This window comes from Comamonas sp. MYb396 (assembly GCF_037479555.1).
Classification (GTDB): domain Bacteria; phylum Pseudomonadota; class Gammaproteobacteria; order Burkholderiales; family Burkholderiaceae_C; genus Comamonas.
The window spans coordinates 107,008-119,799 of the sequence record NZ_JBBGYU010000009.1 but is presented as its reverse complement, the minus strand read 5'-3'; the positions used below and the strand labels follow the sequence as shown (position 1 = coordinate 119,799).

The 12,792-nt window shown below is 60.5% G+C and carries 14 protein-coding genes; 1 reads left to right on the top strand and 13 read right to left on the bottom strand.

Annotated elements, in window-relative coordinates:
• From rplW to WH265_RS19485, 13 genes are all read right to left on the bottom strand, one after another.
• Positions 1–336: a 50S ribosomal protein L23 gene (rplW, locus tag WH265_RS19545; protein WP_021025594.1), complete on the bottom strand. Its 336-nt coding sequence runs from the start codon at positions 334–336 to the stop codon at positions 1–3.
• A complete protein-coding gene (rplD, locus tag WH265_RS19540) occupies positions 333–953 on the bottom strand; it encodes a 50S ribosomal protein L4 (protein ID WP_021025593.1) in 621 nt (206 codons plus the stop codon). The genes rplW and rplD overlap by 4 nt, the downstream gene beginning before the upstream one ends.
• Positions 953–1,624, bottom strand: a complete 672-nt coding sequence (gene rplC / locus WH265_RS19535; protein ID WP_021025592.1) for a 50S ribosomal protein L3 — start codon at positions 1,622–1,624, stop codon at positions 953–955. The genes rplD and rplC overlap by 1 nt, the downstream gene beginning before the upstream one ends.
• Before the next feature lie 233 nt (positions 1,625–1,857).
• Positions 1,858–2,169 carry a 30S ribosomal protein S10 gene (gene rpsJ / locus WH265_RS19530; RefSeq protein ID WP_021025591.1) on the bottom strand — a complete coding sequence of 104 codons (312 nt, stop codon included), beginning with the start codon at positions 2,167–2,169 and terminating at the stop codon, positions 1,858–1,860.
• Positions 2,170–2,194: 25 nt separating this feature from the next.
• Positions 2,195–3,385: an elongation factor Tu gene (tuf, locus tag WH265_RS19525; RefSeq protein WP_116926819.1), complete on the bottom strand. Its 1,191-nt coding sequence runs from the start codon at positions 3,383–3,385 to the stop codon at positions 2,195–2,197.
• Positions 3,386–3,531: 146 nt separating this feature from the next.
• Positions 3,532–5,643 (bottom strand): elongation factor G, encoded by a 2,112-nt coding sequence (fusA, locus tag WH265_RS19520; RefSeq protein WP_021026535.1) that lies wholly within the window; start codon positions 5,641–5,643, stop codon positions 3,532–3,534.
• Between the two features lie 158 nt (positions 5,644–5,801).
• On the bottom strand, positions 5,802–6,275 hold the full coding sequence (gene rpsG / locus WH265_RS19515) for a 30S ribosomal protein S7 (protein ID WP_021026534.1): 474 nt from the start codon (positions 6,273–6,275) through the stop codon (positions 5,802–5,804).
• Positions 6,276–6,444: 169 nt separating this feature from the next.
• Positions 6,445–6,822 carry a 30S ribosomal protein S12 gene (gene rpsL / locus WH265_RS19510; protein WP_012202325.1) on the bottom strand — a complete coding sequence of 126 codons (378 nt, stop codon included), beginning with the start codon at positions 6,820–6,822 and terminating at the stop codon, positions 6,445–6,447.
• Positions 6,823–7,421: 599 nt separating this feature from the next.
• A complete protein-coding gene (locus WH265_RS19505; protein WP_021026533.1) occupies positions 7,422–8,594 on the bottom strand; it encodes a D-alanyl-D-alanine carboxypeptidase family protein in 1,173 nt (390 codons plus the stop codon).
• A gap of 85 nt (positions 8,595–8,679) precedes the next feature.
• Complete coding sequence (locus WH265_RS19500) at positions 8,680–9,321, bottom strand: alpha/beta hydrolase (protein ID WP_339559393.1); 642 nt, start codon at positions 9,319–9,321, stop codon at positions 8,680–8,682.
• 97 nt (positions 9,322–9,418) lie between these two features.
• Positions 9,419–9,772, bottom strand: coding sequence for a (2Fe-2S) ferredoxin domain-containing protein (locus WH265_RS19495; protein WP_021026531.1), 354 nt, complete (start codon positions 9,770–9,772; stop codon positions 9,419–9,421).
• A 91-nt stretch (positions 9,773–9,863) separates the two neighbouring features.
• Positions 9,864–11,078, bottom strand: coding sequence for a VanZ family protein (locus WH265_RS19490; RefSeq protein ID WP_339559392.1), 1,215 nt, complete (start codon positions 11,076–11,078; stop codon positions 9,864–9,866).
• A gap of 60 nt (positions 11,079–11,138) precedes the next feature.
• Positions 11,139–11,558 (bottom strand): CopD family protein, encoded by a 420-nt coding sequence (locus WH265_RS19485; RefSeq protein ID WP_027010811.1) that lies wholly within the window; start codon positions 11,556–11,558, stop codon positions 11,139–11,141.
• Between the two features lie 199 nt (positions 11,559–11,757).
• On the opposite strand from WH265_RS19485, the gene hemB reads away from it, so the two are divergent.
• Positions 11,758–12,771 carry a porphobilinogen synthase gene (gene hemB, locus WH265_RS19480; RefSeq protein WP_339559391.1) on the top strand — a complete coding sequence of 338 codons (1,014 nt, stop codon included), beginning with the start codon at positions 11,758–11,760 and terminating at the stop codon, positions 12,769–12,771.
• The last annotated feature ends 21 nt before the right edge of the window (positions 12,772–12,792 follow it).

Sequence of the window (12,792 nt, the reverse complement as noted above, 5' to 3'; positions counted from 1 at the left end):
TTACGCAGCCTCCCCAGAGAGGTTCAGCTCTTGACCTGGCTTGAGCAGCACATAAGCCTTGCGCACGTTGTCGCGGCGGCCGATGGTCTTGCCAAAGCGCTTGGTCTTGCCCTTGGTGTTCACCACAGACACGCCCTTCACTTCGACCTTGAACAGCAGCTCAACAGCGGCCTTGATCTCGGGCTTGGTGGCGTTCTGCAGCACCTTGAATGTCACAGCGTTGGACTTTTCAGCAACCAGCGTGGCCTTTTCGGACACGATAGGAGCAACCAGCACTTGCATCAGACGACCTTCGTCGAACTTGCGTTCGGCGGGAGTAGGGTTCACACGGCTCATGCGAACATCTCCTTGAGTTTGTCGAGAGCGCCCTTGGTAACGAGCACTTTCTTGAATTGCACCAGCGACACTGGATCAGCGTAACGTGGCTCAACCACGAACACATTCTTCAGATTGCGCGAAGCGAGGTACAGGTTTTCGTCCACTTCGTCGGCGATCACCATCACCGAGTCCAGGTTCATGGACTTGAACTTGTCAGCCAGTACCTTGGTCTTGGGCGAATCAACCGTCAGCGAATCAACCACAGCCAGGCGGCCTTCACGGGCCAGCTGCGAGAAGATGGATGCCATACCGGCACGGTACATCTTCTTGTTGATCTTCTGCGTGAAGTTTTCATCAGGCAGATTCGGGAAGATGCGACCGCCGCCACGCCACAGAGGCGAAGACGACATACCAGCACGTGCACGGCCAGTACCCTTTTGTTTGAAAGGCTTGGCGGTGGTGTGACGGACTTGTTCGCGGTCCTTTTGAGCGCGTGTGCCTTGACGGCCGTTGGCGCGGTAAGCAACGATGATCTGGTGAATCAGGTCTTCATTGAAATCGCGACCAAACACGGTCTCAGGAGCGTCCACTTGGGAGGCTGCCTTACCTTGTTCGTTCAGGAGTTCGAGCTTCATTAGTTCGCTCCTTTAGCAGCTGCCTTGACAGCAGGACGCACGGTCACGAAGCCATTCTTCGAACCGGGGATTGCGCCCTTGATCAGCAGCAGTTGACGGGCTTCGTCGATGCGAACCACGTCGAGATTCTGGGTAGTCACGGTCTCATCGCCCATGTGACCGGTCATGCGCTTACCGGGGAACACGCGACCTGGGTCTTGTGCCATACCGATCGAGCCGGGAACATTGTGCGAACGGCTGTTACCGTGAGAAGCACGTTGCGACTTGAAGTTGTGACGCTTGATGGTACCGGCGTAGCCCTTACCGATCGAGGTACCTTGCACGTCGACCTTTTGGCCCACTGCGAAGATCTCGGTCACTGGCAAGGATGCACCTGCGGCGTACTTGCCGGCGGTGTCAGCTTCAACGCGGAATTCCTGGGTGATTTCACCAGCTTCCACGCCTGCCTTGGCCAGGTGGCCAGCGGCTGGCTTGGTCACGCGCGAAGCGCGGCGTTGACCAAAGGTGACCTGCAGGGCCACGTAGCCGTCGTTCTCTTGGGTTTTGACCTGGGTCACGCGGTTGTTAGACACATCCACCACGGTGACAGGCACTGCATCGCCGTCATCCGTGAACAGGCGCATCATGCCTACCTTACGGCCCAGCAACCCGAGGGAGTTGCTTTGACTCATTTGTTGCTCCAAAACTTCCGCCACCGAAACTGCAATTGGCTCGGTGTTGCCCCTGGGTTTGACGCCACAGGCACGAAAGAAGGTTAATAAAAACTTCGTCTCTTACCACCAAAATGCCAGGCACATTGGATGTATAGATCACGAAGCCATAAATTCTAACGCGAACTTCCCAAATAGGCAAGTTCGCGTTAGAAAGGACAAGCAGCCACACCGGCAGGTGTGGCTTTCAGGCCTTATTGCAGTTTGATTTCGACGTCCACGCCGGCAGCCAGGTCCAGCTTCATCAGCGCGTCAACGGTCTTGTCGGTAGGATCGACAATGTCCATCAGGCGTTGGTGAGTGCGGATTTCCAGCTGGTCACGCGAAGTCTTGTTCACGTGGGGCGAGCGCAGAATGTCAAAACGCTTCATGCGGGTTGGCAGGGGCACGGGACCCTTGACAATCGCGCCGGTGCGCTTGGCGGTTTCAACGATTTCAGCAGCGGACTGGTCGATCAACTTGTAATCGAAAGCCTTCAGGCGGATGCGGATTTTTTGCTTGGACATGGTTAATTCCCAGTTGTGCTAAGAATTAAGCAATGATCTTGGCAACCACGCCAGCGCCCACGGTACGGCCGCCTTCGCGAATAGCGAAACGCAGACCTTCTTCCATAGCGATGGGGTTGATCAGCTTGACGGTGATCGACACGTTATCGCCAGGCATCACCATTTCCTTGTCAGCTGGCAGCTCGATGGCGCCGGTCACGTCCGTGGTACGGAAGTAGAACTGAGGACGGTAGTTGTTGAAGAAGGGGGTGTGGCGGCCGCCTTCGTCCTTGCTCAGCACATACACTTCAGCGGTGAAGTGGGTGTGTGGCTTGATCGAGTTAGGCTTGCACAGCACTTGGCCACGCTCCACGTCTTCACGCTTGGTGCCGCGCAGCAGCAGGCCAACGTTGTCGCCAGCTTGACCTTGGTCCAGCAGCTTGCGGAACATTTCCACGCCGGTCACGGTGGTCTTGACGGTGTCCTTGATACCGACGATTTCGATTTCTTCGCCGACCTTGATGATACCGCGCTCGATACGGCCAGTCACCACGGTACCACGACCGGAGATGGAGAACACGTCTTCCACGGGCATCAGGAAAGCACCGTCCACAGCGCGCTCTGGCGTTGGGATGTAGGTGTCCAGAGCTTCAGCCAGACGCAGGATTGCGGGCTCACCCTTGTCGGATTGGTCGCCTTCCAGAGCCAGCTTAGCCGAGCCGCGGATGATGGGGGTGTCGTCACCTGGGAAATCGTACTTGTCCAGCAGTTCGCGGACTTCCATTTCCACCAGCTCCAGCAGCTCTTCGTCATCCACCATGTCGCACTTGTTCAGGAACACGATGATGTAAGGCACGCCCACCTGGCGAGCCAGCAGGATGTGTTCACGGGTCTGAGGCATGGGGCCGTCAGCAGCCGAGCAAACCAAAATAGCGCCGTCCATCTGGGCAGCGCCGGTGATCATGTTCTTCACATAGTCGGCGTGGCCAGGGCAGTCCACGTGAGCGTAGTGGCGGTTAGCCGTTTCGTACTCAACGTGTGCGGTATTGATGGTAATGCCGCGAGCCTTTTCTTCAGGAGCAGCGTCGATTTCGTCGTACTTCTTGGCTTCGCCGCCGAACTTGGCAGACAGCACGGTTGCGATAGCAGCCGTCAGCGTGGTCTTGCCGTGGTCCACGTGACCAATGGTGCCCACGTTGACGTGCGGCTTGGTCCGTTCGAATTTACCTTTTGCCATGAGAATTCTCCAAATAAAGAGCAAAACCTGTGTTGGGTTTAACGTCTACACCGAATTGCTGGGTCGCTTCGCACAGGAAACAAAGCGGCACCCGGTCGTAGACAAAAAGCGATCCGCACCTGGCAAGCCAGGTGCGGGCGCATATTTTAGGCCTTTGCGCGGGAAGCGACAATAGCCTCGGCCACGTTGCGTGGGGCTTCAGCGTAGTGCTTGAACTCCATCGTGTACGTAGCACGGCCTTGCGTTTGCGAACGCAGCGACGTGGCGTAGCCGAACATTTCGGACAGTGGCACTTCTGCCTTGATGGCCTTGCCGCCACCAACCATGTCGTCCATGCCCTGCACCATACCGCGGCGGGAAGACAAGTCACCCATCACGGTACCGGCGTAGTCTTCAGGCGTTTCCACTTCCACGGCCATCATAGGCTCGAGGATCACGGGGCTGGCCTTGCGAGCAGCTTCCTTGAAACCGAAGATAGCGGCCATCTTGAACGCCATTTCGTTCGAGTCCACGTCGTGGTACGAACCGAAGGTCAGCGTCACTTTGACGTCCACCACAGGGTAGCCAGCCAGCACGCCGGAGGTCAGCGCTTCGATCACGCCCTTTTCCACCGCAGGGATGTATTCGCGAGGAACCACACCGCCCTTGATGGCGTCGACGAACTCGAAGCCCTTGCCTGGCTCTTGCGGCTCAACCGTGAACACCACGTGACCGTACTGGCCCTTACCGCCGGACTGGCGAACGAACTTGCCGTCCACGTCCACAACCTTTTGGCGAATCGTTTCGCGGTAGGCCACTTGGGGCTTGCCCACGTTGGCTTCCACGTTGAATTCACGCTTCATGCGGTCAACGATAATTTCCAGGTGCAGCTCGCCCATACCGGCGATGATGGTCTGACCCGATTCTTCGTCGGAGCGCACGCGGAACGATGGATCTTCTGCAGCCAGACGCGACAGAGCGATACCCATCTTTTCCTGGTCGGCCTTCGACTTGGGTTCCACAGCCTGTGCAATCACGGGCTCTGGGAACACCATGCGTTCGAGCACGATAGGCGAAGCCACGTCGCACAGGGTTTCACCGGTGGTCACGTCCTTCAGGCCCACGCAAGCGGCGATGTCACCGGCGCGGATTTCGTCCACTTCGATACGGTCGTTCGCCATCATCTGCACGATACGGCCGATACGCTCTTTCTTGCCCTTGACCGAGTTGTACACGGTGTCGCCCTTGGACAGAACGCCGGAGTACACACGCACGAAGGTCAACTGGCCCACGAACGGGTCGGTCATCAGCTTGAACGCCAGAGCGGAGAACTTTTCGCCGTCGTCCGCCTTACGGGTCAGCTTCTTTTCTTCGTCTTCTGGGTCGGTACCAGCCACGTCAGGGATGTCCACTGGCGAAGGCAGGTAGTCGATCACGGCGTCCAGCATGCGCTGCACACCCTTGTTCTTGAACGCGGTGCCGCACAGCATTGGCTGGATTTCGGTCGACAGCGTGCGGGCGCGGATACCGGCCTTCACGTCTTCTTCGGACAAGGTACCTTCTTCCAGGTACTTGTTCATCAGGTCTTCCGACGCTTCGGCAGCCGATTCCACCAGGTTTTCACGCCACTTGTTGGCGGTCTCGACCAGGTCGGCAGGAATGTCAGCGTATTCGAACTTCATGCCCTGGGACGCTTCGTCCCAGATGATGGCCTTCATCTTGACCAGATCGACCACGCCGGTGAAGTTGTCTTCAGCGCCGATTGGGATCACCACGGGCACGGGGTTGGCCTTCAGGCGCAGCTTCATCTGGTCGTAGACCTTGTAGAAGTTGGCACCGGTACGGTCCATCTTGTTCACAAAGGCCAGACGTGGCACCTTGTACTTGTTGGCTTGACGCCACACGGTTTCGGACTGGGGCTGCACGCCACCCACAGCGCAGTACACCATGCAAGCACCGTCGAGCACGCGCATGGAACGCTCCACTTCAATCGTGAAGTCCACGTGGCCGGGGGTGTCGATGATGTTGAAGCGGTGTTCTGGGTAGGACATGTCCATACCCTTCCAGAAGCAGGTCACTGCAGCGGAAGTGATGGTAATGCCACGCTCTTGCTCTTGCTCCATCCAGTCGGTGGTAGCAGCGCCGTCGTGCACTTCGCCCAGCTTGTGGGTCACGCCGGTGTAAAACAGGATACGTTCGGTCGTGGTGGTTTTACCTGCGTCGATGTGCGCAGAAATACCGATATTGCGGTAGCGCTCGATGGGGGTCTTGCGAGCCATGGTTGATCCTTTGTTGATCAGTAAGTGTGGAGGCGATGCGGACTGGCGGATTGCGCAGGCATCAGCCTACGATGTGAGGGCAGTCTCAATCCGAGCAAGGCCGCAGGCAAAAATTGTTGCATGCGGCCTTTGCAATATCGAGACAGATCTCGCGCAGCTTAGAAGCGGAAGTGGCTGAATGCCTTGTTGGCTTCGGCCATACGGTGCACTTCGTCACGACGCTTCATCGCGCCGCCACGGCCTTCCGTAGCTTCCAGCAGTTCGTTGGCCAGGCGTTGGGCCATGGACTTTTCACCGCGCTTGCGAGCAGCTTCCTTGATCCAGCGCATGGACAGAGCCAGACGACGGACAGGACGCACTTCCACTGGCACCTGGTAGTTGGCACCGCCAACACGGCGGGACTTCACTTCGACCATGGGCTTGACGTTGTTGATGGCAACAACGAAAGCTTCCAGTGGGTCTTTATCAGGGTGCTTCTTCTCGATCAGTTCCAGAGCGCCGTAAATGATGCGCTCAGCAACTGCCTTCTTGCCGCCTTCCATGATCACGTTCATGAATTTGGACAGCTCTACATTGCCGAACTTTGGATCCGGCAGAATTTCACGTTTGGGGACTTCGCGACGACGTGGCATTTCTTTACCTCTATCTTTGCTTCAGTTGGCATCTTTTCAGACACCGCGAGAGCCAATCAAGGACTCCCACTTACTCGACCCACACAAAACACTTGCGCTTGGGGTCACTACGCTGAATCTCGCGCCACGCGGGACACAGCACCTTTGTATTCGTTCAAAAAACCAGGGCTTACTTGGCCTTAGGCTTCTTGGCACCGTACTTCGAACGGGACTGCTTACGGTCCTTGACGCCTTGCAGGTCAAGCGAACCGCGCACGATGTGGTAACGCACACCTGGCAAGTCCTTCACACGGCCACCGCGCACCAGCACAACGCTGTGCTCTTGCAGGTTGTGGCCTTCACCGCCGATGTACGAAATGACTTCGAAACCGTTGGTCAGACGAACCTTGGCCACCTTACGCAAAGCCGAGTTAGGCTTCTTAGGCGTCGTGGTGTACACACGGGTGCACACGCCGCGGCGCTGGGGGCAGTTTTCCATAGCAGGGCTCTTGGATTTAACAACTTCTACCGTGCGGCCCTGACGCACGAGTTGGTTAATGGTTGGCATTAATAAACGTCCCTAAACGTGAAATTACCGTGAACTTACCGTGATTTGCTGCCAGCCCCTTGCCCCAAAGGCAAAGACGGCAGCCCCTTCGGAAATTCCGAAAAGCCCTCTAATGTACCACCTGACTCCAAATTGAGCAAATGGTTTGGACCCAAGCCCGCCGCCCGGCAGCCGCCATCAGGGCACTTTCCCGGCACAACGCCCAGCAGCCCTGCGCCAGGCGCTCTCATTTTTGCGAGCACAGAAACCACAAAGCGTGCCAGGGGCACGCTTTGCAGAGGGGTGGACTGGGCGTCTGCCGGGCCTTAGAACCTGTTCAAAGTCTCTACGCAGCCGCGTTGGAGTGCAATCGGGATGAGTTCGAAGGGATGGAACGCAGCTTGCACCGGGGTGCAAGCAAGGGCCAGCGCGCAGAAATCGCCCGATTTCACTCCAACCCGTAGGGACAGTGGCTTTGCGGGCGGTCTGCGTCGTTGCAAATCCTCGCAATAGCTGGGCTATTGCTGCGGTATTGCGCCTAGCATCCCATCCCGCAAAGACGCTGTCGCGGCGCGAGGAGACTTTGAACAGGTTCTTATAGGGCCCGCATCAGCGCCGCTTTACTTGATCCACAGACGGATCGCATCCCAGGCGCGGCCAAAGATGCCCGCTTCTGCGACATCATCGAGCGCCACCAGTGGCACCTCGGCCACTTGCTGGCCGCCTGCCATCACCTTCAAGGTGCCCAGCTTCTGGCCCTTGGTGAAAGGCGCAATCAGCGGCTCCTGGCTTACCACCTGGGTTTCGAGCTTGCCGCCGGTGCCCGCTGGCACATTCACGACGATGGGGGCGACGCTACCGATCTTGACGGTGTCTTGCGCGCCCTTCCAGGCCTTGGGGGTCGCCACGGCCTGGCCGCCGTCAAACAACTTGACGGTGTCGAACGCGGTATAGCCCCAGTTCAAGAGCTTCTGGCTTTCGTTGGCGCGGTCCTTGTCGCTGGCAGCTCCCAGCAGGATCGAGATCAGGCGGCGCTCGCCCGCATTGGGCACCTGGCGCTTGGCCGTGGAGACCAGGCAGTAGCCGGCGGCGTTCGTGTGGCCGGTCTTGAGGCCATCCACCGTCGGGTCACGGAACAACAAAGTATTACGATTGGTGCCGTTGGACTTGGGCGTGCCGGGGTAAAACCACTGCTTGGTCGCGTAGTAGTGCATGTACTCCGGGAAATCCTTGATCAGGCGGTTGGCCAGAATGCTCAGGTCCTTGGCCGTCGTCGTGTGGCCGGGCTCGGTCAGGCCTTCGGGGTTCTTGTAGGCCGTGTTGGTCATGCCCAGCGCCTTGGCCTGCTCGTTCATCAGGCGCACAAAGTTCTCGGCGGTGCCGCCCACGGCTTCGGCCAGTGCCATCGTCGCATCGTTGCCCGATTGCACGATCATGCCGTGCAGCAGGTCATCCACCTTCACCTGCATCTTGGGGTCGATGAACATGCGCGAGCCGGGCATCTTCCAGGCGCGCTCGCTCACCGGCATGGTCTGCTCCAGGCTGATCTTCTTGTTGCGCAGCGCATCGAACACCACATAGCCGGTCATCAGCTTGGTCAGCGATGCCTGCTCGACCGGCGCATCCACATCCTTGGCCGCCAGGATCTGGCCGGTGGTCACGTCAAACAGCAGGTAGTTGCGCGCCGCGATCTCGGGCGGCTGGGGCGCTGCCAATTGGGCAAAGGCCAGGGTGGGCGCCAGCAGCGCTGCTGCAGCCCAGTTACGCAGGGTGGGCATCAAGCTCGATTTCATGTCGTTCAACTCTTAGAAACAAGTGCCTGCAGCGCATGAAGACTGGCCGCAGGATATCAAAAACAATAGCAATACTACACCACCGTCACAAGGCGGGGGCCAGCAGGTGCCGCGTGACCAGGCCTTTGAGAAGCGGTAATTGTCCGTGGAAAAAATGCCCGCCTCCGGGCACAACCGTAACCGGTAGTATCTGAGGCCTTGCCCAGTCCATCACCGCAGCGAGCGGCACCGTGTCATCGGCTTCGCCATGTACCACCAGGGTGCGCTCATGGGCTTCGGGAGGCAAGGTCGCCACCGTAAAGCGCGATGCGGCCGTGCCCACGAACACCGCCTTGTCGATCTGGCGTTGGGGCCAAAGTTCCGCCAAGGCATGGCTCATCACAAAGGAGCCAAAAGAAAAGCCCGCCAGCGCCAGATTGCCCTGGGGCGCGAGCTGCTCGACAACGGCCAGAAAATCCTCGCGCTCGCCCCGGCCCTCGTCATAGCTGCCCGCCGACTGGCCGACGCCGCGAAAGTTGAAGCGCAGCGCCGTCCAGCCGCTGGCCACAAAGGCGCGCGCCAGGGTCTGCACCACCTTGTTGTCCATCGTGCCGGCAAACAGCGGATGAGGGTGGGCAATGATGGCCGTGCCGCGCTGCACGCCATCGGGGCTGGCGGCCAGATCGCGGGCCACTTCCAGAATGCCGGCCGGCCCATGGATGGTGAAACGTTCGGTTTGCGCGTTCATGCTGCGGTCTACTCCATGGCGGGCCAGCCAGCGCCTGCAGCGGCAGTGGCGCCCTGTGTCTATGCGGAAAAAGTCGGGGGAGGAAGCAGGCGCGCGCTCAGCGGCCCACGTCGGGCGGGGTCAGCAAGCGCTCGACCACCTTGCCGTTCTTCAGGTGCGACTCGACGATCTCATCGATATCGTCATTGTCGATATAGGTGTACCAGACGCCTTCGGGGTAGACCGCCATGATGGGCCCGCCTGCGCAGCGGTCCAGGCAGCCGGCCTTGTTGACGCGCACCTTGCCCGGTCCGCTCAGGCCCTCGGCTTTGACGCGGGCCTTGCAGTGGTCAAACATGTCCTTGGCGCCATGGTGGGCACAGCTGTCTTCGCCATTGACGCGGTCATTGAGGCAGAAGAACACATGGTGCTGGTAGTACTGGCCGTCGTTGCCAGGTTTTTGCTCGCTCATGCCAAGCTCTCTTCGAATGCGATCCCCCATTGTGGCAGCTTGGCGCCCGCCTGGCGCCCAGAGGCCGCAATACTGCCACGGGCTACTGCGTTTAGCCTTGCTCGGGCGGGGTGCCGGAGGCCGCGTGCTGGTGCAGCCGTTGGCGCCGCCGCGCCGCCACCACGGCAGGCAGCCGGCCCAGGCGCAGCAGCACATAGGCAATCACCGCAAACGGCCACAGCCAGCTGAGCCACTGGCCCAGGCCAAAAAAGCGGATGAAGCGCCCCTGCTCCCAGGACTGCAAGGCATCGGCGTAGTAAGGATTGGGCGGCGACTGGTTGAGCAGGTTGACATCGATCATCAGCCCCATCAGCAGCAGCAGCACACAGTAGCGGCGCGGCAGGCCCACCTGCAGCAGCGCCAGCGACACGGCCAGCGCAATGCCCAGGCGCGTGGTCTGGTCCAGCCAGTCCCAGGCATAGGTTGGCCCGTAACTCAGCGAAGACGACAGCGCCGAGACGGCAATGCCGCTCAGCACCACCAGCGCCACCATGGCCATGCGCCGCGTCACGCTGCCCATCACGCTGAAGGCCAGCCAGCAGGGAATCAGCAGCCCCAGCAGCACGGCCATCAGCTGGCCGATGGGCGACAGCGGCTCGGTGGCCTGCATGAAGTTGGGCATCCAGTGCTCGAAGGCCGAGTTCTCCAGCATATCGACCAGCCACATCTCCAGCCGGTCAAACACCTGGCCCAGGCCAAAAGGCTGCGCGGCCGGGAACAGCAAGGCCAGCGGCCAGAGCATCAGCAGCACGATGGCGCCCCGCGCATCGGCATCGAACCAGCGCGCCCGCACATCGCGCCAGCGCCGCAAGATGCCCAGCCAGGCCAGCAAGGGCACGGCCAGCGCGCCCAGCAAGGTGCCGATGCTGTTGAGCAGCCAGTCCATGTTGCTGGACACCCTTAGCGGCAGAAAAATCTGCAGGAACTCCATCGCAAGCGACAGCAGGCTGCCCACGCACAAGGCCCAGAACCAGCCCGTCCTGACCCAGCCATGGCGCCACCAGCCCAGGCTCAGCAGCAAGCCCAGCGGCGCATAGCCGGCCACATTGATCCAGACATCGAACCAGGTCCAGTACGGCGGCGGGATGCGGGCGAGCAAGAACTCCGCCGGCGAGATGCCCTGGGTGCGCCAGCCGGCAAAGGGAAAGAGGCTGGCAAAGACGATCAGCGCCACATACACCGGCACCAGCGGCCAGGCGATGGTGCGGTGCTCGCCGGCCGGGGCAGGCTCTTGCAGGCTGAGGGGTGCGGGGCGGCTGTCAGGCATGGTGCGTAGGCCCTGGTGCGCAGATCGTGGTCCGTGATGGGCTACCCAAGTGTGCGCGAATTAAAAGGGTTTGACGACGACCAGCACCACGATGATGACCATGGCAACCACCGGTACCTCGTTGAACCAGCGGTACCAGACATGCGAATGCCGGTCCGTGCCATTGGCGATCTTGCGCAGCAGCACGGCGCAGGCATGGTGGTAGCCAATGACCAGCAGCACAAAGAACAGCTTGGCATGCAGCCAGCCCCCTGCTCCGCGCCACCAGCCCAGCCACAGCCACAGGCCCAGGCCCAGCGCCAGCACCGCAATCATCGTCATGAAGCGCAGGAGTTTGCGCGCCATCAAGAGCAGGCGCTCGCGCTCGGCCTGCGAGTCGGCCGGCACCATGGCCAGGTTCACAAAGATCCGGGGCAGGTAGAACAGGCCCGCAAACCAGCTGGCCACAAACACGATATGAAAGGCTTTGATCCACAGCATGAGCATGCGCCACAGTGTAGTGGCTGGCACGATGGCCCAGCGCTGGACCCCGGCTTAAAAGCGGTCCGATGCCGCGCGCAAGCCCGGCCTTGATCTGGCGCAAGCCCGGCACAAGCCCAGCGCCCATTCCTCCATGCCCAGCGCAGTCTCTCGGGTCCGCGCTGTGCAGCCTGCCGTTGATCTGGCGCACAATTGCTGGATGCATCTGTCCAGCCCCACCCCCTTTCCCCACAACCGTCCGCGCCGTCTGCGCCGCGACGCCTTCACCCGCAACCTGGTCCGCGAGAACGTGCTCACCCCGCACGACTTCATCTACCCGGTCTTTGTGCATGAAGGACAAGGCAAGCGCGAGCCCGTGCTGTCCATGCCCGGCGTCGACCGCCTGAGCCTGGACCTGTTGCTGCCGGTGGCCGAGCAGTGCGTGGCGCTGGGCATTCCGGTGATGGCCCTCTTCCCCCAGATCGACACGGCGCTCAAGACCCCCGACGGCAAGGAAGCGCTCAACCCCGATGGCCTGATCCCCCATGTGGTGCGGGCGCTGAAAAAGGAATTCCCCCAGCTGGGCGTGATGACCGATGTGGCGCTCGACCCCTACACCAGCCACGGCCAGGACGGCCTGCTCGACGAGACCGGCTACATCCTCAATGACGAGACCGTCGAAATCCTCGTGGGCCAGGCGCTCAACCATGCCGAGGCCGGTGTCGACATCGTCGCCCCCAGCGACATGATGGACGGCCGCATCGGCGCGATCCGCGAGGCCTTCGAATCCCAGGGCCACATCTACACCCGCATCATGGCCTACAGCGCCAAGTACGCCAGCGCCTTCTACGGCCCCTTCCGCGATGCGGTGGGCACACGCGGCGCGCTGGGCAAGGCCGACAAGAACGTCTACCAGATGGACCCGGCCAACACCGACGAGGCGCTGCGCGAAGTGGCCCAGGACCTGGCCGAGGGCGCCGACATGGTGATGGTCAAGCCCGGCATGCCCTACCTGGATGTGGTGCGCCGTGTCAAGGACGAGTTCAAGGTGCCCACCTTTGCCTACCAGGTCAGCGGCGAATACGCGATGCTCAAGGCCGCCGCGCAAAACGGCTGGCTGGACCATGACCAGGTGATGATGGAGTCGCTGCTGGCCTTCAAGCGGGCTGGTGCCGACGGCATCCTGACCTATTTCTCGCTGGACGCCGCGCGCTGGCTCAAAGAGAAAAACTGATAGCAAAAATACCAGCACGGG

Bases quoted from the DNA above. Each gene is read 5' to 3' on its own strand.
- rpsJ (WP_021025591.1), bottom strand. From the start codon at position 2,169: ATGTCCAAGCAAAAAATCCGCATCCGCCTGAAGGCTTTCGATTACAAG.
- WH265_RS19485 (WP_027010811.1), bottom strand. From the start codon at position 11,558: ATGCTGTGGATCAAAGCCTTTCATATCGTGTTTGTGGCCAGCTGGTTT.
- WH265_RS19495 (WP_021026531.1), bottom strand. From the start codon at position 9,772: ATGAGCGAGCAAAAACCTGGCAACGACGGCCAGTACTACCAGCACCAT.
- fusA (WP_021026535.1), bottom strand. From the start codon at position 5,643: ATGGCTCGCAAGACCCCCATCGAGCGCTACCGCAATATCGGTATTTCT.
- hemB (WP_339559391.1), top strand. From the start codon at position 11,758: ATGCATCTGTCCAGCCCCACCCCCTTTCCCCACAACCGTCCGCGCCGT.
- rplD (WP_021025593.1), bottom strand. From the start codon at position 953: ATGAAGCTCGAACTCCTGAACGAACAAGGTAAGGCAGCCTCCCAAGTG.
- rpsL (WP_012202325.1), bottom strand. From the start codon at position 6,822: ATGCCAACCATTAACCAACTCGTGCGTCAGGGCCGCACGGTAGAAGTT.
- rpsG (WP_021026534.1), bottom strand. From the start codon at position 6,275: ATGCCACGTCGTCGCGAAGTCCCCAAACGTGAAATTCTGCCGGATCCA.
- tuf (WP_116926819.1), bottom strand. From the start codon at position 3,385: ATGGCAAAAGGTAAATTCGAACGGACCAAGCCGCACGTCAACGTGGGC.
- rplW (WP_021025594.1), bottom strand. From the start codon at position 336: ATGAGCCGTGTGAACCCTACTCCCGCCGAACGCAAGTTCGACGAAGGT.
- rplC (WP_021025592.1), bottom strand. From the start codon at position 1,624: ATGAGTCAAAGCAACTCCCTCGGGTTGCTGGGCCGTAAGGTAGGCATG.
- WH265_RS19500 (WP_339559393.1), bottom strand. From the start codon at position 9,321: ATGAACGCGCAAACCGAACGTTTCACCATCCATGGGCCGGCCGGCATT.
- WH265_RS19505 (WP_021026533.1), bottom strand. From the start codon at position 8,594: ATGAAATCGAGCTTGATGCCCACCCTGCGTAACTGGGCTGCAGCAGCG.
- WH265_RS19490 (WP_339559392.1), bottom strand. From the start codon at position 11,078: ATGCCTGACAGCCGCCCCGCACCCCTCAGCCTGCAAGAGCCTGCCCCG.